General features: G+C 57.0%; 28 protein-coding genes and 1 pseudogene. 11 read left to right on the forward strand and 18 right to left on the reverse strand.

Going from position 1 to position 25,373, the window contains the following annotated elements:
- Positions 1–2 precede the first annotated feature (2 nt).
- From E4Q08_RS02800 to E4Q08_RS02815, 4 genes are all read right to left on the reverse strand, one after another.
- A complete protein-coding gene (locus E4Q08_RS02800) occupies positions 3–1,664 on the reverse strand; it encodes an ABC transporter permease (RefSeq protein WP_169069247.1) in 1,662 nt (553 codons plus the stop codon).
- A 142-nt stretch (positions 1,665–1,806) separates the two neighbouring features.
- On the reverse strand, positions 1,807–2,904 hold the full coding sequence (locus E4Q08_RS02805; protein WP_169069248.1) for an ABC transporter ATP-binding protein: 1,098 nt from the start codon (positions 2,902–2,904) through the stop codon (positions 1,807–1,809).
- A gap of 14 nt (positions 2,905–2,918) precedes the next feature.
- The gene (locus E4Q08_RS02810; RefSeq protein ID WP_169069249.1) at positions 2,919–3,917 is read right to left on the reverse strand and encodes an ABC transporter substrate-binding protein; all 999 of its coding nucleotides are present in this window, start codon (positions 3,915–3,917) and stop codon (positions 2,919–2,921) included.
- A gap of 72 nt (positions 3,918–3,989) precedes the next feature.
- Positions 3,990–4,259, reverse strand: a complete 270-nt coding sequence (locus E4Q08_RS02815; RefSeq protein WP_169069250.1) for a hypothetical protein — start codon at positions 4,257–4,259, stop codon at positions 3,990–3,992.
- 376 nt (positions 4,260–4,635) lie between these two features.
- On the opposite strand from E4Q08_RS02815, the gene E4Q08_RS02820 reads away from it, so the two are divergent.
- Together E4Q08_RS02820 and tnpB are read left to right on the forward strand one after the other, a co-directional pair.
- Entirely contained in the window at positions 4,636–5,061 is a 426-nt protein-coding gene (locus tag E4Q08_RS02820) for a hypothetical protein (RefSeq protein WP_169069251.1), read from the forward strand.
- Positions 5,058–5,405, forward strand: coding sequence for an IS66 family insertion sequence element accessory protein TnpB (gene tnpB, locus E4Q08_RS02825; protein ID WP_169069252.1), 348 nt, complete (start codon positions 5,058–5,060; stop codon positions 5,403–5,405). The genes E4Q08_RS02820 and tnpB overlap by 4 nt, the downstream gene beginning before the upstream one ends.
- Positions 5,406–5,446: 41 nt before the next feature.
- On the opposite strand, the gene tnpC is transcribed toward tnpB, so the two are convergent.
- The 14 genes from tnpC to E4Q08_RS02895 form a co-directional block, all read right to left on the reverse strand.
- Entirely contained in the window at positions 5,447–7,090 is a 1,644-nt protein-coding gene (tnpC, locus tag E4Q08_RS02830; RefSeq protein WP_169069253.1) for an IS66 family transposase, read from the reverse strand.
- On the reverse strand, positions 7,090–7,287 hold the full coding sequence (locus tag E4Q08_RS02835; RefSeq protein ID WP_169069254.1) for a hypothetical protein: 198 nt from the start codon (positions 7,285–7,287) through the stop codon (positions 7,090–7,092). Before E4Q08_RS02835 ends, tnpC begins: the two co-directional genes overlap by 1 nt.
- 442 nt (positions 7,288–7,729) lie before the next feature.
- Positions 7,730–8,017, reverse strand: coding sequence for a hypothetical protein (locus E4Q08_RS02840; RefSeq protein ID WP_169069255.1), 288 nt, complete (start codon positions 8,015–8,017; stop codon positions 7,730–7,732).
- Positions 8,018–8,042: 25 nt separating this feature from the next.
- Positions 8,043–8,783 (reverse strand): hypothetical protein, encoded by a 741-nt coding sequence (locus E4Q08_RS02845; protein ID WP_169069256.1) that lies wholly within the window; start codon positions 8,781–8,783, stop codon positions 8,043–8,045.
- A gap of 43 nt (positions 8,784–8,826) precedes the next feature.
- Positions 8,827–9,459 (reverse strand): serine/threonine protein kinase, encoded by a 633-nt coding sequence (locus E4Q08_RS02850; RefSeq protein WP_169069257.1) that lies wholly within the window; start codon positions 9,457–9,459, stop codon positions 8,827–8,829.
- Between the two features lie 120 nt (positions 9,460–9,579).
- Positions 9,580–9,873 carry a hypothetical protein gene (locus E4Q08_RS02855; protein ID WP_169069258.1) on the reverse strand — a complete coding sequence of 98 codons (294 nt, stop codon included), beginning with the start codon at positions 9,871–9,873 and terminating at the stop codon, positions 9,580–9,582.
- 135 nt (positions 9,874–10,008) lie between these two features.
- A complete protein-coding gene (locus tag E4Q08_RS02860) occupies positions 10,009–10,491 on the reverse strand; it encodes a hypothetical protein (protein WP_169069259.1) in 483 nt (160 codons plus the stop codon).
- A gap of 31 nt (positions 10,492–10,522) precedes the next feature.
- Complete coding sequence (locus E4Q08_RS02865; protein ID WP_169069260.1) at positions 10,523–10,855, reverse strand: hypothetical protein; 333 nt, start codon at positions 10,853–10,855, stop codon at positions 10,523–10,525.
- Positions 10,803–11,399: a serine/threonine-protein kinase gene (locus E4Q08_RS02870; RefSeq protein ID WP_169069261.1), complete on the reverse strand. Its 597-nt coding sequence runs from the start codon at positions 11,397–11,399 to the stop codon at positions 10,803–10,805. Before E4Q08_RS02870 ends, E4Q08_RS02865 begins: the two co-directional genes overlap by 53 nt.
- 313 nt (positions 11,400–11,712) lie before the next feature.
- The gene (locus E4Q08_RS02875) at positions 11,713–11,871 is read right to left on the reverse strand and encodes a hypothetical protein (RefSeq protein WP_169069262.1); all 159 of its coding nucleotides are present in this window, start codon (positions 11,869–11,871) and stop codon (positions 11,713–11,715) included.
- 39 nt (positions 11,872–11,910) lie between these two features.
- Positions 11,911–12,165 carry a PspA/IM30 family protein gene (locus tag E4Q08_RS02880; protein WP_169069263.1) on the reverse strand — a complete coding sequence of 85 codons (255 nt, stop codon included), beginning with the start codon at positions 12,163–12,165 and terminating at the stop codon, positions 11,911–11,913.
- Between the two features lie 114 nt (positions 12,166–12,279).
- Positions 12,280–12,477, reverse strand: a complete 198-nt coding sequence (locus E4Q08_RS02885; protein WP_169069264.1) for a hypothetical protein — start codon at positions 12,475–12,477, stop codon at positions 12,280–12,282.
- Between the two features lie 384 nt (positions 12,478–12,861).
- The gene (locus E4Q08_RS02890; RefSeq protein ID WP_169069265.1) at positions 12,862–14,295 is read right to left on the reverse strand and encodes a sensor histidine kinase; all 1,434 of its coding nucleotides are present in this window, start codon (positions 14,293–14,295) and stop codon (positions 12,862–12,864) included.
- A 40-nt stretch (positions 14,296–14,335) separates the two neighbouring features.
- A complete protein-coding gene (locus E4Q08_RS02895) occupies positions 14,336–15,001 on the reverse strand; it encodes a response regulator (protein WP_169069266.1) in 666 nt (221 codons plus the stop codon).
- An 876-nt stretch (positions 15,002–15,877) separates the two neighbouring features.
- On the opposite strand from E4Q08_RS02895, the gene E4Q08_RS02900 reads away from it, so the two are divergent.
- The 9 genes and pseudogenes from E4Q08_RS02900 (at position 15,878) to E4Q08_RS02935 (ending at position 24,844) form a co-directional block, all read left to right on the forward strand.
- Positions 15,878–16,147, forward strand: coding sequence for a hypothetical protein (locus tag E4Q08_RS02900; RefSeq protein WP_169069267.1), 270 nt, complete (start codon positions 15,878–15,880; stop codon positions 16,145–16,147).
- Positions 16,148–16,549: 402 nt separating this feature from the next.
- A complete protein-coding gene (locus tag E4Q08_RS02905; protein WP_169069268.1) occupies positions 16,550–17,317 on the forward strand; it encodes a hypothetical protein in 768 nt (255 codons plus the stop codon).
- Positions 17,298–17,426: a hypothetical protein gene (locus E4Q08_RS25405; protein ID WP_256435942.1), complete on the forward strand. Its 129-nt coding sequence runs from the start codon at positions 17,298–17,300 to the stop codon at positions 17,424–17,426. The genes E4Q08_RS02905 and E4Q08_RS25405 overlap by 20 nt, the downstream gene beginning before the upstream one ends.
- A 12-nt stretch (positions 17,427–17,438) precedes the next feature.
- Positions 17,439–18,377, forward strand: coding sequence for a TAXI family TRAP transporter solute-binding subunit (locus E4Q08_RS02910; protein ID WP_169069269.1), 939 nt, complete (start codon positions 17,439–17,441; stop codon positions 18,375–18,377).
- Positions 18,378–18,469: 92 nt separating this feature from the next.
- Positions 18,470–19,864 (forward strand): TIGR04222 domain-containing membrane protein, encoded by a 1,395-nt coding sequence (locus E4Q08_RS02915; protein ID WP_169069270.1) that lies wholly within the window; start codon positions 18,470–18,472, stop codon positions 19,862–19,864.
- Between the two features lie 307 nt (positions 19,865–20,171).
- Positions 20,172–22,055 (forward strand): sensor histidine kinase, encoded by a 1,884-nt coding sequence (locus E4Q08_RS02920; protein ID WP_169069271.1) that lies wholly within the window; start codon positions 20,172–20,174, stop codon positions 22,053–22,055.
- Positions 22,056–22,081: 26 nt separating this feature from the next.
- A complete protein-coding gene (locus tag E4Q08_RS02925) occupies positions 22,082–23,413 on the forward strand; it encodes a sigma-54-dependent transcriptional regulator (protein ID WP_169069272.1) in 1,332 nt (443 codons plus the stop codon).
- Between the two features lie 310 nt (positions 23,414–23,723).
- A pseudogene (locus E4Q08_RS02930) lies at positions 23,724–24,002 on the forward strand (transposase); the annotation flags it as partial.
- A gap of 35 nt (positions 24,003–24,037) precedes the next feature.
- Entirely contained in the window at positions 24,038–24,844 is an 807-nt protein-coding gene (locus tag E4Q08_RS02935; RefSeq protein WP_169069274.1) for an HAF repeat-containing PEP-CTERM protein, read from the forward strand.
- Positions 24,845–25,373 lie beyond the last annotated feature (529 nt).

Genomic DNA, 25,373 nt, shown 5'->3' on the forward strand with positions numbered 1-25,373 from the left:
CCCTACTGGCTGACTTTGAAGAAGCGCTTGACCACTACTTCGGCGGTGACGATGATGATCAGCGCGATACCGGCCATGGCGGCCGAGTACACCGTTTCGCCGTCCTCGTTCAAGGTATAGATCGCGACACCGATGGTGCGACTGGTCGGGCCGTAGAGCAGCACCGAGACGGTCAGTTCGCGCAAGGCGGGTAAGAATATGAGGAAGAACGCGGCCACCATGCCGGGGCGCACGAGGGGGATGACGATATCCCGCAGTGCTTGCCACAGGGTGGCGCCAGAGGCACGCGCGGCTTCCACGAGTGAATCGTGCACCTGCTCCAGCGCCGCCGAGTTGGCCTTGAGCGAAAAAGCCATGTAACGGGCGATATAGGCCACCAGAATGATCCACAGCGTGTTGTAGATATTCACGCCGAAGCGACCGCTCCAGGCGAGGATCACGCCCAGTGCAATCACCGAGCCGGGCACCGAAAAGGGCAGCATGCCGAGGAATTCGAGCAGCCCCTTGCCACGCACCTTCATCTTGACGATCACATAGGAGATGATGACGCCGGCGAACATGGTGATCAGGGCGGCGGCCAGCCCGAGGCTGATGCTGTTCCAGATCGCGTCGCGCGTGAGGTCCCACTCGAAGAGGATGTGGCGATAGTTGTTCAGCGTCATGTTCTCGAGCGTGAAGGGCAGGCCATAGGTGTTCAAGCCGCCGACCATGAAGATGGTGACCGTGGGCAGCACGATGGTGAGGCCGATATAAGCGATGCAGAAGCAGAGCAGCGGGATGCGTAGCCCGCGCAGCTTCAATTCCGCCGGACGAAAACTCTTGCCGGCGATGATCTGGTAGCGCCCGCGTGCGAGCACTTGGTGCTGCAGCCAGATGATCAACGCGGCGGTGATCACCAGTACCGTGGACAGCACCGTGCCGGTACGAATGGCGGCGAAACTGCCACCGCTTTGATGGATCCGTTCGTAGATCAAGGTGGGAATGTTGTAGATGCCGGCTTCGCTGCCCAGTACGGCGACGGTGCCGAAATGCGCCATTGAATACAGCATGATCAGGAGCGACCCGGAAAGAATCGACGGCAGCACGAGCGGAATGGTGATCTTGCGGGTAATGGTGAAGAGGTCGGCACCAGAGATGCGTGCCGACTCTTCCAGGGTCGGGTCCATGCGCTCCAGCGCGCCGCTGACCTGGATGAAGACGAAGGGGAAGAGATACATGGTCTCGACCGCGATGATGCCGAGGTAGGAATAGATGTTGAAGATCGGCGAATCGAAACCCAGCTCATCCATGAAGAAGCGGTTGATGTAGCCGGCGCGGGGCGAAAGCAGCATCTTCCAGGCGAGCGCGCCAATGAATGAGGGCAGCATGAAGGGCACCAGAAACAGTAGCTTCATGCTGCCCTTGCAAGGAAGGTCGGTGCGCGTCACCAACCATGCGAAAAAGGTGCCGACGAAGGTGCCGGTGACGGTGACGCCCGAGGCAAGAAGCAGCGAATTGAGCAGTGCCTTGTAGGTATCCGGTTCGCTCAGGACATTGACCAGATCGACGACATTCAGACCACCGTCCACCCACAGCGCATTGACAAAGATCAACAGCACCGGCACGGCGACAAAAATGACCAGAATGCCGACCGCCAGGCCAAAAAAGGATCTGCGGCGTGCCAAAACGTGACGCGGCTTTGCTAACGGTCATGACTTTTCCAGGCACCCCCGATCATGAAAGTCATGACCGTTTCCCTCTCCCCCCCGACCCCTCCCCCCGCGAGGGGGGAGGGGAGATTCGTGCGTCGCTGACGCGACTTTCACATTAAGCATGTGCTGCTCCTCTTGCATTGCCTTCCGGCCAGACCTCGTCGAACCATTGCAGGGCGTGAAAGCCCAGACGACAGGCTTCGCCGTCGCGAAACATCTGTCCGTCGCCCTGGGCATGGCGGCTGTCGGTCGCTGCGCGCAAAGTCATGCCACCGACCTCGATCAGATAATCGACCTGCGAGCCGAGAAAACTCGCCCGGCGCACGATACCAGGCAGGCCTTCGCCAGCGCGGCAGAGAAGCACATCGTGCGGGCGAAAACCGGCCGTGATGTGATCGCCGCCGCGCTCCGGCGGCCGGCCGACCCATTCGGTGGAACCGTCGGGCAAGCGCCAGGCGCGGGCGACTTTCCGCAGCGGAATGAAGTTCGCCACGCCGAGAAAGCGGTAGAGATAGGCATCAACGGGGTGATCGAACAATTCGCTCGGCGCGCCGATTTGCCGCAGGCATCCTGTTTCGTCCATCACGGCCAGACGGTCGGAGATGGCCAGCGCGATCTCCTGGTCGTGCGTCACATAAATGACGGTAATACCCAGTCGCTGCTGGAGTTCGCGAATCTCGAAGCACATTTCCTCGCGCAGATTGGCGTCGAGGTTGTTGAGCGGTTCATCCAGCAGCAGCAGCGCAGGCTTGGAGACCAGCGCGCGCGCCAACGCGACGCGCTGCTGCTGGCCGCCGGAAAGCTGCGCGGGCAGACGTTGCTCAAGTCCGGCAAGCCCCACCTGCGCGATCGCGGCCTGCGTACGCTCCTGTCGCTCAGCAGCCGAGAATCTGGCGATTTTCAAGGGATAGGCGACGTTGTCGCGCACCGTCATGTGCGGCCAGACCGCGTAGTCCTGAAACACCATGCCAATGCCACGCCTATCGGGCGGGACATGGACGCCGGCGTCCGCGACTACCGTGTCGTCGATGACGATGCGACCCGCGTCCGGGGTGTCAAAGCCGGCCAAAAGTCGCATCAAGACCGTCTTGCCGCAACTGGAAGGCCCCAGCAGCGTGAAGCACTCGCCTGCCGCGACCGTCAGATCAAGTCCGACCAGCACGCGGCGACTGCCATAGGACTTGGTGAGTCCCTCGATCCGAATAGCGCTCATGATGACCCCGCTGCCTACTTCTGCATGATGGCGGTGAACTTCTTGATGGTCGCTTCCTTCTCCGCCATCAACTGCTTGTAGTCAATCTTGATGGCACGCTTCAGCGCGTCGCTCACTGGGGGCAGATGGAAACGATCCGGCACCTTGACATCGGTGCGCACCGGCAGCGCGCCCTCGTTGGCGACGATCGTCTGGCCTTCCCTGGACAGCACGAAGTCGACAAATTTCCTCGCCGCCACGGTATTCTGGCTGCCCTTGAAAATGGCGATTGGGCTGGGAATGACCAGCATTTCCGGCGGATAGGCCAGGGCCAGGGTGGCCCCTTTATCCATTTTGTCGAGCGTGATGTAATCCACGGCCAGGCAGGCGAGCAGGTCGCCGGAGGCGGTATCGTCAATCACCTGCCCCGAACCCTTGCCCATCCTGGCGCCGTTGGCGCGCAAGCCCTCGATGTACGGCCAGCCGAAGGTCTTGACCAACAGCGAAATGCTCATATAGGCGGTGCCGGAAAGCGCCGGATTGGCAATGCCGAAGACCCCTTTGAAGAGCGGTTTCTGGACATCGGCCCAGGTTTTCGGCGCTTCCTTGACGAGACGCGTGTTGTAGGCGATGCCCAGCGTACCCAGCCGCACCGCGGTGAAGGATCCGTCGTAATCGGGCAGTGGATTCTCCAGCGCCTCGATCTCCTTCGGTACATAGGGCTGCCATACCCCTTGCGCCTTGAGCTGGTAAAAGTCCGGCACTTCGCTGGTCCATAAGATATCGGCGAGGAGTTTGCCGGACTCGATCTCAGCGGCGATCTTGGCCATCAACTTGCCGGCGCCGGTGGACAGGTAATCCATCTTGACTTCGGGATGCTTGGTGGCAAAGGCCTTTTTTAACTCCCCGATCAGCGATTCCTTCATCGAGGTATAGACGTAGAGCTTCTCTTCTGCCTGAACGGCGAACCCCACCAGACCGGCGAGCGCGAAACAGGAAAGTTGCAACAGGCGATGGATTCGATGGCTTTTCATGGCAGGTCTCGGGTGGTTGGCTAGTGGGGTACCACGACCGTGATTGAAAACCACCTGCCTTTCAATAGCCTTTCATTGCTTGTTCAATGGCACGCTCAATGACCTTCCGAACGGACGGAAAAAGAAGCCGCTCAGCAACTGATCGCCGCATGGTCTGGCCTTTCCTTTCCGTTGGCGATGGCGTGGCACGCGCTCGCAACAGTTGCTGCCTTTCGGGCACTCGTAGACGATGACTTCCATCGGAATCTCGACGACTTCGATGTCGGTCTCCCAGACGCTGCGTTCAACCGTCGGGGCCGTTTCCACAGGCTCGCCGGCTTCGAACACGGGCAGAATCGACACCTCCTCCGCCAGAAAAAGTTCCTCCACACCGATCCCACGTCCGTGCGTGCCAACAGTGTTGCCTTGGCCCGCAATGCCGGCAGATCGTCGTCGGAGTACATGCGGTAGCCAAACAATTTGGCAATTTTATTGCGCTGCACATAGTATTCGCTGGTGTGTAGCAACGCATTAACAAGCGTCTGACCCGGAAAAATATCGCTGCAAAAGGATATCCACGTCCTCTTGTTGCACGTCGAATGGATGGTTGAAGATGTCTCAGGGTATGACGTACACCTATCCGAGTTCCCTGTTGTGTCGCTCCGGTAAGCGTGCATGAAATTGCTGAACGTCCTTGATAACGTGAGCGCCGAGTTCAACGTGATGAGGATTGCAGTTGATGGACGATCTGGCGAAGATAGAGCAAGGAAGGGCTGGGGAGAGCCTGGAACAGGTACGGGAGCGCTTCAGGCACTGGCGTGAGATGCGAGGACGCGGTGAGCATCTCCCGCGCGTGTTGTGGATAGCGGCGGTAGATGTCGCTCGGAAACACGGTCTGCACATCACCGCTCGGGAACTGCGAGTGGATTACGAGCGGTTGAAGAAGCGCCTGGAGCAGTCCTCTGGCGCACGCCAAGCTAGCGGGATGGAGATGCAGTTCGTGGAATTGACGCTTGCGCCAACCCCTCAAGCGGCTGCTCAAAACCTGAGCGAGTGCGTCATCGAGTTGCAAAGCATGCGCGGCGCGAAGATGCGCGTGGAACTCAATGGGCCGGGTCTTGCTGGTTTGGTCGGCTTGTGCAGCGCCTTCTGGAGTGGCGCATGATTCAGATCACGCCGCATATGCGCATCCTGATAGCGGTCGATCCGATCGATTTCCGGGCGGGAATTGATGGGTTGGCGGGCGCCTGCAGGCAGCGCCTGGAAGCCGATCCTTTCAGCGGCGCCTTGTTCGTCTTTCGCAACCGCGCACGGACAGCGATCAAGATTCTGGTTTATGACGGTCAGGGTTTCTGGCTGTGCCAGAAGCGTCTATCGAGTGGGCGGTTCGCTTTTTGGCCAGACGGGACAGCGCCGACACAAGGACTCGAGAGTTGCGAGTTGCAGGTGCTGCTGATGGCAGGCGACCCGACGAAGACCCGCGCGGTGCCGCCATGGCGTCGTCTTTGAGGTGATGTTCGCGAAGGGGGGGTGACTGACGACGGATCGGCTTATGCTGCGGTCAATTGCTCGCGGTAATTCCAGGGCAGCCACAAGGCGGGCTGGGCCAGCACCTCCTGGGCATGGCTATGCAAGGCCTGCAGATACGCAAACGGATTGACCCGACAGAACTGACACGTATGAATGAGGCTCATGTAGATGTCGCCCACCTCGGCCCCCTTGAGCGTCTTGTAGAACATCGAATTCTTGCGGTGCAGGATCGCCCGTTTCAGCGCTTGCTCGCAAATGTTGTTATCGAGCGGAGCGCCGGCCTGGCGCAAAAAGAGCGTCAGTCCGTCCCAGTGCTTGAGCAGATAGTTCAGCGCCTTGCCCAGGCTGCCGTTGGGTTCGACGAGATGCTCGGCGAATTGCGCCTTGATCCAGTCTTTCAGTTCCTGCAGGGGTTCGGCGCTGTGCGCCTGATGGTAGAGCAGGCGTTGCTCGGGTGACATCTTCTCCTGGCGACAGTGCGCGTCGTTCGCGTAGGGTTTGGCCAGGATATTGATCAGGTAGTGGCACTCCTTGGGAAAATGCTCCCGCACGTCGACCACCTGGCGTCGGCCATGGGCCAGGCATTTGCCGATGATCGTGGAAAACTCGCCCGCGTGGTTGCTCGCCAGGGCATCGCTCATCTGGATCGGCAGGCCCAGCGCCGGGTTCCGCTTCGCCAGGATATCCGACAGATTCTGCCCGGCGTACTGATGGCCCGTGAAATACAGCGCCACATGCTGCCCTTCCGCCAGGACGGCGACGATGCCAGAGGTGTTGATGGCCTTGGCCTCTGGCTCTAGACCGTCGGCTTCGAGTTTGCTCCGTTCATTGATCAGCGACAGAACCTTCATCCGGGTGTCGTCGCAGTACAGCAGATCGCCTTGTCCGGCCTGGTGGGTCAGTTCTCCGAAGACGGCGCGCGGCGCCGGCGCGGCCTGGGCGATGATGTCCCACTGAGTCGCATCAGGCAGGGGGGTGTTGAGACTTTCCTGCAGACCTTCGATGCGATAGAACGGCAAACCACTGCCGTAGCGCAGCAGAGCGAGCAGGCTGGCACAACTCGGGTCGTATTTGGCGGGGCTGGTCCCTTCGGGCAGCGACGCGCTGAACATCGCGTCGCACAAGCGGCAGCGCAACTGTTCCAGCTTGTAGACCGTGGCCATCAGCGGTGGCTGGCCGACCACCTTGACGACGGTCTTGGGCGGCGCGTCATAGACCTTGCCGATCTGGCACTCCGGGCACAGGTCGCCCGATTTCAGACCGGCCACCGCCCCTTCAATGACCGGAGAGTCGGTGTACTTCGCGGCGCCATTGCGGCCGTGACCCTTTTTCTTCCCTGCCCCCTCTTTCTTTGCCTCGCTCTCCTCGACGACCGGTGCCGCCCCTGCCTCCGCGTTTGCCTCGTCAACCTCGGCGGGTTTGTCGCCCGTTGCCGCGCCTTGACCCAGCACATTGCGCTTGCTTTCCGTCTTCCCGCCAAACAGCATTTTGCGAAAGCGAGCGAGGGATGTCTTCGCGTTCTGCAAGGCCAGCATCACGAACACAAAGGTGGCGAGCACCCCTTGCAGCAACTCGTATTGCGCCGCCGGGAACACCGGCTTGGCCAGCGTCAGCAGTTCGTCGAGCTGCTCCTGGGTCGCATTGACGTGTTCAGGGGGCTTCATCACGCCACCTGCAACAGCCGTTGGCGAAAGTCCTTGACCAGCGCAGAGCCCGGCACTTCGTCGAACGAACGATTGACCGCATGAGTTGTTGAGTCCTGGCCACCTCCGGTCGTCATCCCCATCAGCGCCGGCTGCCAAAGAAAAACGAGGTCGTCTTCGGTGATCTCGCGGTGGCGGTAGCTCAGGGGGGTCTGCATGCCCCGAAGACTAATCCCGCTTCAGCCCGAACGTAAGCAAAACTTCCAATTACCTCATCGCCGACCGCCTCTAACCCACCCTCCACACCATTTGTGCAGTTTTGCCGGAGGGACACGATGGTTGAAGATGTCTCAGGGTATGACGTACACCTATCCGAGTTCCCTGTTCCATTGCTACCAAGACCCCAGTTTCCTTAGGTGACGCAAGATTCTGGGCCGCATCAACGACCCCGATTGGCCGCTTTGAGCGGCTCACATAATAATAGCCCCGGCTCTGCCGGGGGATGGTTACTTCAACTTCCCGACGTCATTCTCATCGGCTAAGTCAGGGATCATAAACAGCAGCTCTTCCGGAGATAGCTCTAGGCTAGCATCAAGCTTGTTCAGCGCGACTCGTAAATCAAGAAGACACCTGTGAAGCTTTGCATGTTTTTCCTGAATTTCATAATAGCGCGCAAAGTCTGCATCTAGCTTGCTTTTTTTCATCGAGTAACGTAGCCAGCAACCTTGCCTCGCCAGTTTTGCCAAGTCTTATTTGAACTTTATCGATATTTGCCTTAATGGAATTAAGACTCATACTGTCAAGAAAATTCTCATACTTTTCCAATAGCGCCACCAGATCAAAAGCAGACCAAACTAATTTAGTCAGCATGTGGGGATCGACCGTCATGGCGCTTCCCTTTGAATTTGATGATATGTTCAAATACTTTTGCACGATGTTGCCCATCATGCTTCTGAGTCCAATGTGAGAAATGTTACGAAACCGGGCCGCCATTTTTGTGATTTGCGTCATTTGACTGCTGGCCGCTTTTTCGCCCGGAAGCGCCCAGAGTAATGATAGAGCGGACGCGCTGCCGGTATAGAAATATAATAAACAATTCCCCTAAAATAACAGATTTTCCTATCAGAATAAAAGTGATGGGAGAATTGACGATTAGTATTAATATAAGCGGGAGCAACCCCACAATAAAATAGTAATATGGCAATTGAAAATGTTTGGGAAGGCTCTCGACAATACTCAGATCAAGCGACAGATTAGCCAATTCATTGACAATGCTGTGAGCCATATTTTTACTAATATTTTTGAATAACAAGGTGGGAAGTCGTTTGAATCGTTTGGTGAGATTGATTTTTTTGGAGTCTGGAAATGCCTTCAACAAATAGGCACTTAAGGCACTCGGATTGTCGCACCTATGCAAGACAATGGCACAGACGCCTTTCTCGAAAATATCGTGGCTGAATTTTCCGCAGTTATGGCAGAAAATTAGCCCGGGGATAAGTTCCATCTTGCAACCCCAACATTCGCTGACAGCCATTTCATTACCGACAAGCGCCCTCTCCCCTTTTTCAATATCCAACAAAAGCTCGCCACAACTTTGGTATCTCTTGTTCGAATCGGTACGCAAACATTTCAAAATTACTTTCTCCAGCCACGGCGGAACATCCTGTCGAAATGCTGAAAAGTTAGTTATTTCCTGCTTGATTTGCTGCGACATGACGGATGAAAGTGACTCACCAGAATATGGGGGGTCGTTTTTGTCAGGAACTCAAAAAAAAACACAGCCAAGCGAATAAATGTCCGATCTGGTATCGGATCGGCCCGTAATAAAAAAGCTCCGGGGGCATATACTCCGGCGTGCCAAGTATAGTGCCGGTTTTAGTAAGGTTTGACATTGTGTTGACCCTGGAAATGCCAAAATCAACTACTTTTATGTCCTTATTTTGACTAATCAACACGTTTTGAGGTTTTATATCTCGGTGAAGAACGCTAACCTTGTGGCAGCTTTCGATAGCGGAAACAATTTTCTTTGCAACATCCAGGAAATCTGCCACTGGCATGGCACCGTAGCGATCAAGATACGCAATACCATTTCTGCTTTCAAAGTACTCCATGACGATAACGTAAAATTCCTGGAATTTGAGAAAGGCATAGACCTTGACGATGCCGGGATGGCTGAGTGAACGGATAATGCTAACCTCACGACGAAATCTTTCGAGATAGACAGGATCCTGTGACAAGAACGGATCGAGTATTTTAAGACTGACCTGAGTCGACGTTTCTGCATCAAAAGCGCGATAGACCGCCGAACTGCGCCCTTTACCCAGAAGTCCTTCAACCCAGTAGCGATTGTCGATAGTAAAACCGTGCGGGAGAGCATCGTAACTAATCATAATGCCCTTCTTGGAAGATGCTCCAGATCGGCTTTGATCCGCTTCCAGATATCGACATCTTGCCGCAGTTCGCCGATTCCTTCACGAATAACTTCTAGCTCTGCCTCCTCTATTTGTCTATCAAAAACCAAAGCCATTCCAATGAGGCGATTGAATAGTGCCATGGCCATGAAAAAAACGATTCACCAATGCCGCATAATTCTCTTCTTTGGTGAAAAGGCGCTGCATTGCACTTTCAAGATAACTAGTATCCTGATCGTTGCGCATTTTAAAATAATATTCGCGCATAAGTTTTGCCAGTTTAACATTCTGCTGTGCCAATTTAACGTGGGAAATATGATTGGCAATGGGCAACATTGTTACTACGAGTTCACGCATTTGCACTCTTACCCTGTTGCTGGTGCTTTTTTGCATGTTTCTCAAAAATCCACAAACGTTCCAGCGTTTGCGAGATGATTTTTTTGCATGTCTTCATTTCTCTTTACTTTGAGAAGCGGAGAAATACTGCCAAACCACCTCATTTCCGATAATTTGCCACTTTCAAAATCCTTACTGACCAGTACTGGCTTTGGGAAAATGGCGATATAAGTTGTTTTTTACCCACCAACCCAATAAAAATAAAACAAACACTAGTAAAATTAATGAACCCCAAGTGGGGGAAGAGATACCCAAAGAAAAAGAAATAATAATGAAAGCCAAATATATAGTAATAATACAGGCTATTGGCAGCCTGAAAAGAAGGCTGACCACCCTGCCAAGATTTCGGGTAACGCTACCTTGGCTGACGACGTGAATACCATATTGTTGCATGGCCTTTTTAATGGTATTGACAAATACCTCATCAACATTCGCCGCAATGACGGTACCCCGCTTGCCTGGGCAGACAATGTCTTTCCCAGTATAATCCATAAAAAAACATCGCAATTTTTCAGGGTCTTGTGGCGAGTCACAGATGATGTAATAGTCACCCTCACTGTAACGCTCGGAGCCGTTATCCCCGCAGGAGAAACATACAAAAGCATCAGCAGGCATTTGCTCTCCACAGGCAAAGCATGGTCTGGTTTTAAATACGGGAATCTCGCTGGAAATTACCTTTTTTTGCGTTGAGGTCGATCCTGACATCATTGGCGCTTTGATATCGTTGATATGATTTCTTTGCCAGCAACTTGAAAATTATTTGTTCGAGCCATTGAGGAATATCCTTGCGATAATTGGACAGCGCGGGAATCTGATCATTAAAATGCTTGTTAAAAATTACTGCAAGCGTATCCCCTTGAAAAGGAATTACTCCGCTTAATAACTCGAAGGCAATAATGCCGATCGCGTAAAGGTCGCTGCGCGGTTCATACGCACTGGCGGCAAAAAAGTTCCGGTGCCATATATTCCGGTGAGCCAAGCGAGGTTCCAACTTGCGTCAGGTCGCTAAGGGCTGTCATTCGCGCAATACCGAAATCGAGAATTTTGATGTTCCCATCTGCGGTAATCATAATATTTTGCGGTTTAAGATCGCGGTGAATGACGCTTTTAGAATGACACAAGGAAAGCGCATCCAATAGTTGCGTGATGACTGAGACTACCGTTTGAATGGAAAGTGGCGAGTGGAGCTTGATGTAATCCTTGAGACTCATGCCATCGATGAACTCCATTACTAGGTAATTCAGATCACCCCTGACCGCAAGATCATAGATGGAAATGACATTCGGATGATGGATGGCACGGGTAATTTGAATCTCCCGTTTGAATCGTTCAAGGCTAATTTTATCTGTTTTAAGATGTGGATTTAATACTTTAATTGCGACGGTTGTACCGGTTTTCTTATCCAATGCCTTAAATACTTTTGAGGTCATCCCTTCGCCAATGAGTTCAATCTCGGAAAAATGAGATGTCAACGCGCTCGTCTGATCAGAATTCACAGGTTTTTGCTCGACGATGTGAGGCAATTTATTCCCAATCGGATTGATTTACATATGGCTTGTGCTCCAATTGAGAAATTTGGGATAACTTCTCATCTGATTTAATAACTTTCTGCGCAAGTTTTTTCTTTTTAGCTGCTGAATAGCCTGATCACCACGATCTTTTTCTTTCTAACTGAATAAATCGTGCTTCGAGGTCAGAGTTATTCGTATCGCTCATTAGCTCCATATTTGCTTCAGCCTCTGATTCGATCATAAGAATACGATTATTCAATTTGTTCATTATTTCAAACGGAGAATTATCCATGCCAGGCGAAAGCGTTTTTCGAGATTTTTTTGATTAGTTTCCGCTGCCTTGTATCGCGCCACAAGTAACGTATATTTTTCTTTTTGCTTCATCCACTCTCTCCTTTGCAATAGATAATGAGTGCTTAAGCTTTAAGGTGGCTTCTTTTTTGTACTTCCCACGTTTTGTAAATAACGGGAATTTGATTTTCATTTTCTTCTTTTTTTAAGCAAGGCCTCACGGGCAAGATTTTCATCTTCGGCTTTTTAATGCCATTATGGCTTTCCGCTCCCATTGTTGTGCATTTGCGTCAAGATCATCCATCTGCATTTTAAGGCGCTTTTCATCAGCCATGGCGGCAGCAACCGCTTTACGAAGACCAACCATTTGGGTGTTGAGATCATCAATAAACACAAAGAGTTGTTCTTCGGGCTTTTCAAGTTTTTCCAACATTAAATTGCTCTTGCCGCGTAAGATATTTAAGACACGATTGATGAATTTTGTCATAATAAAATTACCTCCCAGAAAATATATGCGATTGGGCCTTGATCATCGTTTCGGCTCCCTGCTACGTCGCCAGAGGCATCAGAGCGTGTTAAAAAAACCATTCTTGATTATGTTTCATAGTTTAATATTGAAGACCTGTCGTCGTGTGGATTCGCTGTTGATATAGGGGTTCAGGGAGTAACGGAACCCGTAGCGCATCAGGTCGGAGTCGGGATCTCCTGCGAACTGGTGGGTGATGTCCAGTAGATCGCTGCTATTCATGATGCCGTTCTCCAGGGGACAGGCAATCGAGAAGATGCGAGCTGCGAGCATCTCGCCTTGCCATGCAAGATGCCGTGAGGTGATACTACGCAAGTGCCGTGCCAGCACAGATGGCCTTCATGGAATATGTAATAAATTAATTTAATGTAATTTTTTAAAATAACACAAAGCACGAGTGCCGGATTTCCGATACCGCCCGTTTTGCAGACATCGTATTTCCGACGCCCGGACGCCAACGGATCAACACTGAAGAGCGGGACCAGGAATGACCAGCATGTAGAGCGTCTCTTCTGCCCGTGCGGCGAAACCCAGCAGACTGGTGAGCGCAAAACAGGAAAGTTGAACAGGCGATGGCTTTTCATGGTCAGGTCTTCGGTTGTGGGCCAGTGGGGTCCCGCGACCGTGATTGAAAACCGCCCGCCTTTCAATAGCCTTTCATTGTCCCGCGGCCGGATCGGACGAAACGGGCAGGCGCACATTCACCGACAACCCCTGTCCTTCGGTGCCGTTGCCCAATTCCACCATGCCGCCGTGCGCCAGGCAAATCTGGCGCACGATGGCCAGACCCAGACCCGATCCTTCCGCTCCGCTCCGGTCGAACCGGCGGTGAAAGCGATTGAACAGTGTCACGCGCGCGGCGGGGGCGATGCCGGGACCGGTGTCGGTGATGGTCACCCGTGCCATTTCACCCTCGATGTCGGCGGCAATGCCAACCCGCCCGCCGTAGGGCGTGTAGCGCAGGGCGTTGTCGATCAGGTTGGAGAAAAGTTCGCGCAGCATGACTTCGTTGCCGATGACCGGCACCGCTCGGCCGGTATCCGTGTAGGTCAGGTCAATATGCTTTTCGAGCGCCAGCACGCCCAGGTCCAATGCGGTTTCGCGCAACAAGGCGGCGAGATCGAGACGGACGCCGCCATTCATCAATCCCTTCGCCGCCTCGATGCGCGATAGCGACAGCATCTGGTTGCACAGGCGCTGGGCGCTTCGCGACGCAGCGACGATGCCTTCGATGATGCGGCGCATTTCCTCAGTGTCCTTCTGGCGCAATCCGTACTGCGCCTGGGCGCCGAGCAGGGTGAGAGGCGTGCGCAACTGATGGGCGACATCGGCAGCAAAGCGCCGGCTGGTCTCCAGGAGATCGGCAAGTCGCGCCAGATGGCGATTGATCGCCTCGATCAGCGGATGGACTTCCGTCGGCATGTCGTCAGTCGCCAGCGGCGCCAGATCCTCGGCTTCGCGCCTGGCGAGATCTTCGCTCAGGCGACGCAGAGAGCGCAAGGTCGCGGCAAGCCCCAGCCACGCGAGCGCCACGCTGAACACCGCCAAAGCGAGTTGCCGACGCAAGTCGGCATAGAACACTTGCTGTGCGAGCGCCACCCGTGCTCCTGCGTCTTCCACCAACACTACCTCCAGGAGCAAGCCGGCACCGTCCACCGCCGTCAGGTGCTTCGATCGAATGTCTATCGACGCGACGCGCACCGCCTTCCCGCGATAACGGGCGTCGGCGAATCGGATCGTACCGTCGGCATTCGGCTTCGGCTTCGGCAAGTCGTTTTCGCCAGCGAGGCTACGCCCATCCGAAGCGATCACCGCGAAGAAAACGCGCTCGCCATCCGCCCCGGCGCCTTCCCCTCCGGCACTTTCCCCCAACACCTCGCGGATGGAGCGCGGCAGATCCCCGGTCGCCGCCACCTCTTCAGATGTCGTAAGCCGCTCGCCAAGGAACATGAGTGCCATATGGAGTGAGCGGTCGTAAGCGAGATCGGCTGCTTCACGTGCGCCACGATAGGACAACACGGCGTTCGCCGCCAGAAGCAAGATGAGCGGCGGCAACAGCCAGAGCGCCACGCTGCCCTTGAGGCTCGTCATGGCTTGATCGACGGAGACTGGCCCGAGTCGCGCGGAAATATCATGGCTCGACCGACAAGGCATAGCCCAGACCGCGCAAGGTGGTGATCGCTGCGCCCGAGCCTTCGAGTTTCTTGCGCAGGCGATGGACATAGATTTCGATGCTCTCGATACGTGCTTCGGAGTCGAATTCGAACACCCGGTTGAATACCGCTTCGCGTGCCACAGGACGGCCTAGGCGCGCTGCCAGGACCTCCAAGAGCGCCAGTTCGCGCGGCGTAAGAACCAGGGGCTTGCCGGCCAGCGAGACCTCGCGGGTCAGCGTATCCAGCGTCAACTTGCCAATCTTCATCTGCGGCGTCTGCCCATTGGCGCGACGCAAGAGTGCCTTGATGCGCGCTTCGAGTTCGTCCAGTTCGAAAGGTTTGGGCAAATAGTCGTCGGCACCCAGATTGAGGCCGAGTACGCGATCATCCTTGGTTCCGCGTGCGGTCAGGACCAATACCGGTGTCGTGTCGCCACGTCCGCGCAGACGCTGCAACACATCGATCCCGTCCAGTTTGGGCAGCGACAGGTCGAGAATGACCAGGTCGTAGCGGTGGGTTGCCAGCGCAAGATCGGCTTGGTCACCACGATCGAGGTGCTCGACGACATAGCCCGAGTGGGTCAGCCAGTCGAGTAGCCATTTGGCCAGTTCGGAATGGTCTTCGACTAGGAGCAGGCGCATGGGAGATCGCTCAAATGGTCATGATTTTGCAAGACACCCCCGATGATGACAGTCATGACCGTTTCCCTCCCTTGCAGGGCGCATTCCGGCTTGCACGCCGGAATCGTTCGATGGGCGCAGAGCATGCTCTGCGAATTCCCCATCTCGCCCCCGGTCCCTCCCACGGCCCACGCTGCATCGCGGGCCGGTTGCGGCGGCGCGGAGCAATGCTCCGCGAAACCCCGCCTTCGCCCCCGCGAGGAGGGAGGGGAGCCCTTCGACAAGGCTCAGGGCTGGATTCGAGAGTCGCTCACAACTTTCATAGTAACGGGATTTCGGATTATCGTGCTTTGTGCGGCGTATTGCGATGACCTGAGTTTGGCGACAGCTCTGACGCATGCCCTGCGGTCGAAACGTGCTCTGTAGATTGATGCGCAGTAGCGGGTGCCAGCCCAGCGCCTGAATCGCCTGGAAAAGCTATTGGGCATACAAGCCTCGATCGGCGAGGACGATCACGGTCCAGCCGGGTGGTCCGACGGCACTGAAGTGTTTCAGTAAGGCCAGCCATTTGACGCCATCTCCCCGCAGTAACTGCTCGCATCCACGGCGAATGGTTCGCTCTCCCAGGCCCGTTGCTTCAGCCACTGCCTGAATTCCACCGTGCCTAGCATGAACCCCACCCTTTGGAAGACGAAAAACCGATGGAATCTCAAGTACTGTGGCGACTGAAAGACGGTCGCCAACCGTCTGCTTGTCTGAAAGCCGATGGCTGTAAAAAGATCAGTGTCGAAAGTCCGGCGACTGTGCTCTGTCGGCATGTGAAAAAATCCATAAAACCAATGCATTATAAATCAACGAAAAGCCGCTTTCGCTGGTACGGAACATGCTGAGTAAGAGGTGCCAAAGCCGATCAATGGCTTCCTCGGCAAACTGGATGAAACCGCTCAGCACACTACACCGGAAGGATTGACCATCATGACGCTCAACCAGACTCAGGAAGATCTCCTGGAAACCACTCCGCTGCTCAGTCGATTATTCGAGGTGCTCCCGATGGCACGTGCCTGCGATCTCCACCAGAGACTCCAGGCCGGACGAACCGACCGGGAAACCCGTGAACTGCTGCGAACAGCACTGTCTCTCTGCGAGCAATCGCGAAAAATGAACTGAACGACGCCCCGCTCTGCCAGGGCTATGCCGAGTACGTTCCCTGAGCACCCTTCGGAAAGCAGATCCGCAGGATGTGCTGACCGAAGCGCATCGATCACGATTGATGCGCTTCGTTCCTCAGCACATCCTGCGGGCTACGAGAAAAGCCGGCCTTGCCGCCGCTCCCACTGAATTCACGTAACAGCTGTGCAACTTCTGGCAGCCGCTTCTTTGTCGCCCTCTGGGCTTCGGAAATCCGAGGGAGGAAGAACAGGTGGCGTCGGAATTTCTGCAACCATGCGCTGACTTGATTGAAAAAAACTGCACAACATCAACGGCTTGAAACTTTACAGAATACCAGCTCCGCTGGCACGGTATGTGCGTAGTAATTGGTCATCACGCTTTTGCCTAGAGGGAGGAAATATGAACCTGCCAGACGAGTTGGACCCGCGGGTCATCCGGCTGGAGAAGCTGATCAAAGGCATCGGCCTTGCCGCGGTAGCGGTAGCGGCTTCAAGCGCGGTCATTGCTGTCGGCGCGTCGGTCGTTGCGGCTTCGGCAATCGCTCTTGTCGCCCTGGCGGCCGTGAATTTCGCCGTGCCGGTGGGTGCGCGCTATCTCGCGCTGAAGAAGCAGCAAGCGCTTACCAGGCTTGCCGAGGTTTTCTCGGAAGAGACGATTCGCGAGGACGAAAGACAGGAAGCCGAGCGAATCAAGGATCTCGAACAGTCCTACAAGACCTCTCGATCCGAGATCGAAGGAGCGCAGGAGGAACTTCGTTCCCAGATGAGTTGTGCAAGTGACGAAGAGCAAACCATGCTCGAGTCGCAAATCCGGGCGCTGCAAGACGTCATCGAGAACGCCGAGGAAATGCTGCGGCAGCGCAAGGTGGACTTCTGCGAGCTGCAGCGGGTGAACAAACTCTATATCGCCTTCCATCGGTCCGCAGCAGCGATGGAAAGAACGCAGGGCGCCGAACGTAATCCAGCGGAATTTCAGCGTATCGAGACGGCGCGCGCCGGCATCAAGCAGCGTTTGCGCCAAGCGCTGGCCGGCAAGACCATTGAACAGATGAATGCGCAGATGCGGCCGAAATCCGACTTGCAACGGGTCGCGCAAATGGGCAATTCACGACCGCTTGTCTCGCCGGTCAGAATCAAGGAGGAACCGAATGTTCCGCGTCATCGCTAGCATCATCGTCATCACCTGCATCGCGCTGGTCGCGTATCTGTCTCAATCGCCAGTCGACCACCCGAACAGCAGCATGACTACCTCGCCGCCGCGCCAATTCAACGACTGAAGGAGCATTCTGATGAGACGACAAGAGCTTTTGTTCCTGGTGGCGACCCTGCTCATCTCGGCGTTCGCCGAGGCACAGATCGTGCTGGGCACCGGCGGGAGCGACGGAACGTACTTCGCCATGGCCAACGACATGATCAAGCGCTGTGGGGCCACGGTGACGATCAGCGTCAAGGAGACCGAGGGTTCGCAAGCCAATCTCCAGGGCATCATCGACAACTTGCTCACCGCCGGCATTGTCCAGTTTGATGTCATGCGCTACTACGACGACAAGGATCCGGCCATGGCTCGTGTCAAGGTCCTGTTTCCTCTCAACGAAGAAGAAATCCATCTCGTCGCCGTCAATAAGACGACCAAGGAGGACAGCTTCCTGGGGCTGTCATTCGCTCAGAAATCACTCGAGATCGAATCGCTGAAGGATCTTGCCGGCAAGACGGTCGTCGCGTGGGGAGGATCGCACCTGAGTGCCGAATATTTCCAGTACAAGCTGAAGATTCCTTTCAACCTCGTTGATCTCACCAGGGAAAAGAACCCATCGGCGGTGGCGGCGAAGATGTTGCTCGATGGACAGGCGCAAGCCCTGTTCGCGGTCGGCGGTGCGCCGCTGAAGTGGCTGCGGGATGAAAAGGTCTTCGGCAAGCAATTCAAGCTCGTTTCGATGGGTAGCGACGTGCTCGACCAGGTGAAGGGAACCTACAACGGGGCCAGGCTCAATTACCCGAACCTGGCCAATGGCCAGGTTCCGACCCTGTCGGTGCAGGCGCTTTTTGTGACGCGTGACTACCGCACGCCGGACAGAGCGACGGCTCTCGTGAAACTCAAGCAGTGCGTTATCGAGAACATCGACCATTTGCGCGACATGCCAGGCACGCATCCCAAATGGCGAGCGGTGAACCCTGGGCGACCGTTTGAGCGCTGGGCCAACTACCAAGCGCTTACCAGCAGGAAATAGTGCCGACAGAGAGCACAGCCGTACCACCACAGCGGCCACGGTACGCCACGCAAGACACGGCCGCTGCGCACACGACGACAAAAGGAGCGACGATGCCTGAATTCACTGCCTGGCCCGTGGAGGCAATAGCCCTTTGGCGGCGGCTGTCCGCCCATTCCTTCGAAAACCCGGAAGACGGTATCGACTTGACTCGCCGCCTGGCGCGCGAACAGGGTTGGACCATCGAGCGAGCGCGCGGCGCGATCGACGAGTACCGCCGCTTCTGCTTCCTCTGCTGTGTCGCCGAGGAACCCTTGACCCCGAGCCAGAAGGTCGACGAGGTCTGGCACCTGCACCTCATCCATACGCACGACTACTGGCAGCAGTTCTGCCCACAAGTGCTCGGCACGCCCCTGCATCATGGGCCGACCCGGGGTGGACAGACAGAGCAGCGGCGTTACCGGGAGCAGTACGCGCGCACCCTGGCCGCTTATGAATGTTGGTTTGGTCCGCCGCCGCTCGACTTCTGGCCTGCGAGTCGAGAGTGCATCGCGAACTCGGCGCCAATCCGGCGGGTCGATCTGCGCCGCCATCTGGTCCTGCCGCGCCCGCGTCTGCCAGGCCGACGCGGGTTACTGGCAGGGATCGGCCTGGTCCTCGGCGCTCTGACAACGGCAGCGGCTGCTCCGTTCTCATCCACGACACTGACTGCTGCGTACATTTGCTTCGTGTGGCTCGGCTTTCTGTGTCTCTCCAGCACCATCGTCGTTGGCTCCTGGCTCTGGTCCGCCAGGCTGCGCGAGACAGGTCCTGCGCAGGCGGACGATCTGGACACCTACCAGTTGGCCTACCTGGCTGGCGGACCCTCGCGCACCATCGACACCGGCGTGACGCAGTTGCTGACGCAGGACAAGGTCTGTGTGCAAGGCAATCCCTTGCGGCTATGCCTGACGACGCCAGGCTCGCCGCTACCCGCTCCGCTCGGTGACCTGGGGACGGGCATCGCCCTGGACGGGACGCGCAAGGCGGTGCTCGACAATGCGACAGCATGGATTGCGCAGATCCGGGCCAGACTGGTGTCGCGCGGCCTCGCGTTGTCCGTGTCACAGTCCTTGCATATTCGGGTGATGGGCGCCACGCCGGTCCTGGCGGTCGTTGTCTTGGGCCTGATTCTGCTTAAGTGGTGGCATGGCGGCTTCCTGGTCGTAGCAATGATGATGGTGGCTGCCATCGTGGGTCTGTATCGACTGCTTCATGACCCGATTCGCACTCGCGCCGGCGATCGTGCCCTGAGTGATGCACGGCGCCGCTTCGCGCGGCTGCAACGCGCCCCAGGCGGCGAAGAGTTGGCGCTCGCAGTGGCCCTGTGGGGCACCGCTGTCCTGGCCCACACCGCCTATGCCGACTACCTCGACGTCCAAGCGCCCAAAACCCATGACGGGGGAGGTTGCGACGGCGGTTGCGGCGGCGGTTGCGGCGGTTGCGGCGGTTGCGGCGGCGGTGGATAAGGCTGAAGGGAGGACAAGCGCATGGCAAACGAATTCCGTCAGGGGATCCCTATCCTCTTTCAAGTTGCGCAGGAGCCTGTGCCGAATCATGCTCCTTGGTTGCGTAACCGGTTCGCGTCAGGTAGGATCGGTCCTGTGGCGTTCATGATGTTGGTCTGGGGGGAGGCCGCCTGCCGGACAGGCTCGCCGACATCCCCAGCTTTCGCCTCCGCAAAAAACAATCCGCCCCGCCACAAGGGTTTGACTAGAAGCCTGCTCTTGTATCTCTGGTTTGAGTGTCCCTGGCTTGCATCCATCCGGAATCACCATGCCTGAACCCGACCAGCGTTCACTTCGTTTGCCGAAGCGGCAGCATGCACTGCTCGTCATTGGCCTGCTGGCGGCATGGCTGCTGGTCGGTCTGTTGGCCTTCAAGATCTCCGAGACGCAGGGCCTCAAGCAACTGCACGAGGCGACCAGCCACCAACTGGACCTGCTCGCCGCGGCCATCGACAACGAGGTCACGCGCCATGCCTCGATAGCGAGCGCAGTGTCCCTGAGCACGGATGTGCGAGCCTTGCTGCAGGCCCCCGCCAAAGAAAAACACCTCGTCCAGGCAGCAGCCAACCACTTTCTGGAAATGCTGAACGACCACCTCGGCGGACCCGCCATCTTCGTGCTCGGCACGACGGGACTCGTGGTCGCATCCAGTGATACGAACATCTCAGACACTCTGCTGGGTGCCGATCTCTCTGGCATGCCATTTTTTCAGGGCGCGCTGGCCGGCACGCCTGTGCGCCATTATGCGATTGACCACGTCAGCAAGGAACCCGGTTTTTTTATTGCCCTGCCGATCCTCGACGAGCAACATGACTGGCAGGTGATTGGCGTGGCCGTCGTCAAATGGAGGGTGCGCGAGGCGGAGCGACGCTTGCTGGCGCAGGAAGTACCGACGCTGATCGTCGACGCCAATGGCATCGTCCTGCTCGCTTCGCTGCCGGAGTACCGCTATGCCACCTTGCAGCGGTATCCGCGCGAAACGCTGGCGCGTATCAGCCGCGAACAATTCGCCGGGGAAGTGCTCGGGGCAACCGTGCTCGACATCGACATCCGTGCCGCTGAAGAAGGCGTTACCGTTCCTTCGGTATGGCAAGCGGGCAACGCACTCGACACCTTTGAGGGAACGAGATCCTATCTCGCGTTGAGTCGCCGTCTACCGGAAACAGCCTGGCGCATCGTCGTTTTCTCCGATCTGCGCCCGGTGACCGTACTCGCCTTGACCCACGCCACCCTCGCTGCGGCCGCTTTTGGCTGCCTGCTGCTCGGCCTGCTCTATCTTGATCAGAGTCGCCGGATGGCGCGCGGTCGGCGCAAGGCGCTGGCCATGCTGGAGAGGGCCAATCAGGAACTCGAGGGCAAGGTTGCGGCGCGAACCATCGACCTTTCGGAGGCTGTCCGGCGCCTGGAATGTGAAGTTGCGGAACGCCTGCGTGCCGAGCAGACGCTGCGCGCTGCCCAGGACGAACGCATCCACTCCGCCAAGCTGGCCGTGCTTGGGAAGATGGCGACCGGCATCGTGCACGAACTCAGCCAACTGCTCGGAGCCATCGGCACGCTGTCGACCAACGCCATCGAGTACATGCGCCGCGGCGATCAGGCAACGGCGGCGGAGAATCTTGGCATCGTCGGCCAGTTGTCGGAAACAATGGGCGACATCATCACGCCGCTGAAAACCTTCGCCCGCAAATCGCCAGCGACACCGAGTGCGGTCGATGTGGCGCAGGCCGTCGATGCGGCGCTCTTTCTGTTCGCGCAGCGCCTGGAGAACATTGAAGTCAAACTGCCGGCCACTTCCTGGATCGCCTGGTGCGATCGGAACAGCCTGCAACTGGTGCTGGTGAACCTGATCGGCAATGCCATCGACGCGATGGTCGGGCAACCGGTGCGGCGACTGAGCTTTGCCATCGCGCCGGCCGGCGAGGGGCGGCTGGCGCTCTCGGTCACCGACAGCGGCAGCGGGTTGTCGCCGCAAACGCGGGCGCATCTGTTCGAGCCCTTTTTCACCACCAAACCGGCGGGCAGCGGCCTGGGGCTGGGGCTGACCCTGTCGCGCGACATCCTGCATGATTTCGGTGGCGACCTGCTGGGCGAGCCGGCCCCCGGTGGTGGCGCACGCTTTATCGTTGTGCTGCCGGTCACCCCAAATTCCTGAACGACATCCCTTGCAAAGGCTTTGTGATGAAACCTGAGAAACCTGGACTCTCTGTCCTGCTCGTTGAAGACGACACTTATGTCCGCCGCGGTTGCCGGCAGGCCATGCAACTGGCCGGTATTCCAGTCGAGACGGTGACGACCGCGGAAGACGCCCAGCGGCGCTTACAGACCGACTGCCCCGGCGTGGTGGTCAGCGACCTGCGCCTGCCGCGCATGGACGGCATGGACCTGCTGCGCTGGGTCTATCAGCTTGACCCTGATCTGCCCGTGATCATCATCACCGGCCACGGCGAAATCACGCTGGCGGTCGAGGCGATGCGCTGCGGCGCTTACGATTTCATGGAAAAACCGTTCTCGACCAGCGTTCTGGTCGATGTGGTTCGGCGCGCACTGGAAAAACGCGCACTGGTGCTCGAAGTCGAATCGCTGCGCCGCCGACTGGACCACCGTGACGACCTGGAAGGCCGACTGATTGGCCGTTCGCCGCAAATGGCCAAGGTCCGCAAGTTGATCCTCGACGTCGCCGATGAGGCGATCAACGTGCTGATCATGGGCGAAACCGGCACCGGCAAGGAACTCGTTGCCCAATGCCTGCACGACTTCTCATCCGCCCGCCAGCAAAAATTCGTGGCGCTCAACTGCGGCGGCATGGCTGACAGTCTGCTTGACAGCGAACTCTTCGGCCACGTGTCGGGCGCCTTCACCGGCGCGCAAAGGCCGCGCACCGGCAAGTTCGAATACGTCAACGGCGGCACCCTCTTCCTCGACGAGGTTGAAACCATGTCGATGCACATGCAGATCAAGCTGCTGCGCGTCTTGGAGAACAAGGTCATCGAACGGCTCGGATCGAATGATCCGATTTCGGTCCCGTGTCGCGTCGTCGCGGCGGCGAAGGAGGATCTCAAGGGGTTGTCCAGAGAAGGGAAATTCCGTCTCGACCTCTATTTCCGCCTGAGCGGCGTGCGCATTGAACTGCCGGCGCTGCGCGAACGGCGTGAGGACATTCCCGAACTGTACGACAAATTTCTGTTACAGGCAGCCAAATGCCACAACCGGCCATTGCCGCCGCTGACTCCGGAACATCTGCGCCAACTGATGGCGATGGACTGGCCGGGCAATATCCGCGAACTGCGCAACGCGGCCAATTGCCACGTTCTGGGCATCGCTTACGAAACACTTACTACGGGCAAGGACGGTACTCCGCTGTCACTGGCCGAAGATGTGGACAACTACGAGTGCCTGCGCATCAGCATTGAATTCGCCAAGCAGGACGGCAACATTGGCCGCACTGCCGAGGCCCTGCAAGTAGCGCGCACGACGCTGCACGACAAGCTGAAGAAGTATGGCCTGATCTGAAAGCGACGCCAGCGGCTTGCGGCAACGCTCTGTGCTCAGGTCCGGAACCGCCGATCTATTTCAACGTCAGTTCGGGATAAGTTTGGGGGACGGTGAGAGCCGGTAGAAGTCCTGAAGCGGTAGTCTGGACTTGTTGGGCATGAGGCAATAGGCGACCTGATTAGTTTTACTTTGTAACATTGCTAAAATGTTTTCAATACAATCTATTGAGCCACATATCTAATCTTTTATCACATCAAAAGTATGACAATGAAAACTCCAAATTTATTTATTTGGGATCAGGCGAGCGGTGGCCAGCTGCTGCGAGAATCTGAGCATCCGTTTTCAGTCGTTCCGAGAATGTTTGGCAGTAAGACGCGAAGTATGGCCGATCATCGACTTCGAGTTGTTCCTGCCAGAGCATTGGGTAGAAAACGCCAAACATTGCCAGGAAGCCGGGATTGCGGAATCGGCACCGGTCTTTCGGAGTAAGCCACAGATGGCTGCCGAGATGGTCAAGCGGGCACGGGCCGCTGGGGTGCGCTTTGGCTTCATCGGTGCCGACGGCCTCTATGGCCACGCGACCTGGTTGCTGTTGGATTGGGACGATATCTGTTAATAATGACCAAGAATTGTGAGGAATTCATGAACAGAAGCAGTTTTCTTCGGAGCGCCCTTGTGGTCGCATCCTGCCTGCCGGCCCTGGCCGCCGCGGTACCCACCTACACGGCCATCGACTTGGGTGGAGCCACTACTGGCCTCGGCATCAACGCCAGCGGGCAGGTCACGGGCGAAACCCAACAGGTCGGTGGTAACCCTCACGCCTTTCTGTATTCCAGCGGCAGCATGACGGACCTGGGCACTCTGGGCGGGGTGGAAAGTCGCGCCACTAGCATCAACTCCGTCGGGCAAATCACGGGCTCTTCCTCCACGACCGGCGATGCTAGCCGGCACGCCTTCCTGTATTCCGGCGGCATCATGACGGACCTAGGCACTTTGGGCGGGACGTACAGTGACGGCTGGGGCATCAACGCCAGTGGACAGGTCACGGGCTTTTCCTCCACGACCGGCGAGGCTAGCTGGCACGCCTTCCTGTATTTCAGCGGCATCATGACGGACCTAGGCACTTTGGGCGGCACGTACAGTGATGGTAAAGGCATCAACGCCCTCGGGCAGGTCGTGGGCACCTCCAATATTTCCGGCGATGCTGACTACCACGCCTTCCTGTATTCTGACGGGCTAATGTACGACCTGAACGACTTACTGTCACCGGGGATTGGTACTACGCTAACTGATGCTCACGGCATCAACGATAGCGGCCAGATTGTTGCCAATGGGAATAACGGTCATGCTTACCTCCTTACTCCTGATCCAGTTCCGGAGCCTGGCAGCTTGCTACTCCTCGCCACAGCGCTTGGCAGTGTCTTCGGGCTTCGGCGCAAACAGCAGTGATACGGATAGGAATTTGAATGCCATTTTCCGAGGGTATCCGGGGCCATGGAATCTCGGTCAATCGTCGAAACGACGAGCGCATGTTCTGAAATCTCTGTCCGGGAGCCTGCTGCACGAGTTTCTCCAGGCGGATGTGCGCACTCGTCGGCTGGTGCCCGGTTACCGCGCGATCCTCTGATCGAACTCGTAGTCTGGTGCCGGTTGAAATAGGGGATCGAGTGCGCCGGGATTGGCGCCCGGCATCTCCCATAGGGGCGGTCCGCGTGCCGGCACGAGGTGCGGCGGCGAGGTCGGTTTGCCCAGATGGCTGAAGCAGTAACCATCCCCCGGCAAAGCCGGGGGCTTTCATTATGTGAGAGCCGCTCAAAGCGGCTAAAGGCGATTTCCGGCACAATCAAAATCCCGAACAACTACCGCAGCGGCTTGTTTTGCTGGCCCTGAGTCCGGCCTAACGCCATGATTCCAAAAAGCACGAGGTCGCCTGTTGTCCCGGCAGCCGACCGACTTTTTTTGGAGCGTGGCAAGTACA

The organism is Candidatus Accumulibacter contiguus (genome assembly GCF_012940005.1).
Taxonomy (GTDB): Bacteria; Pseudomonadota; Gammaproteobacteria; order Burkholderiales; family Rhodocyclaceae; genus Accumulibacter; species Accumulibacter contiguus.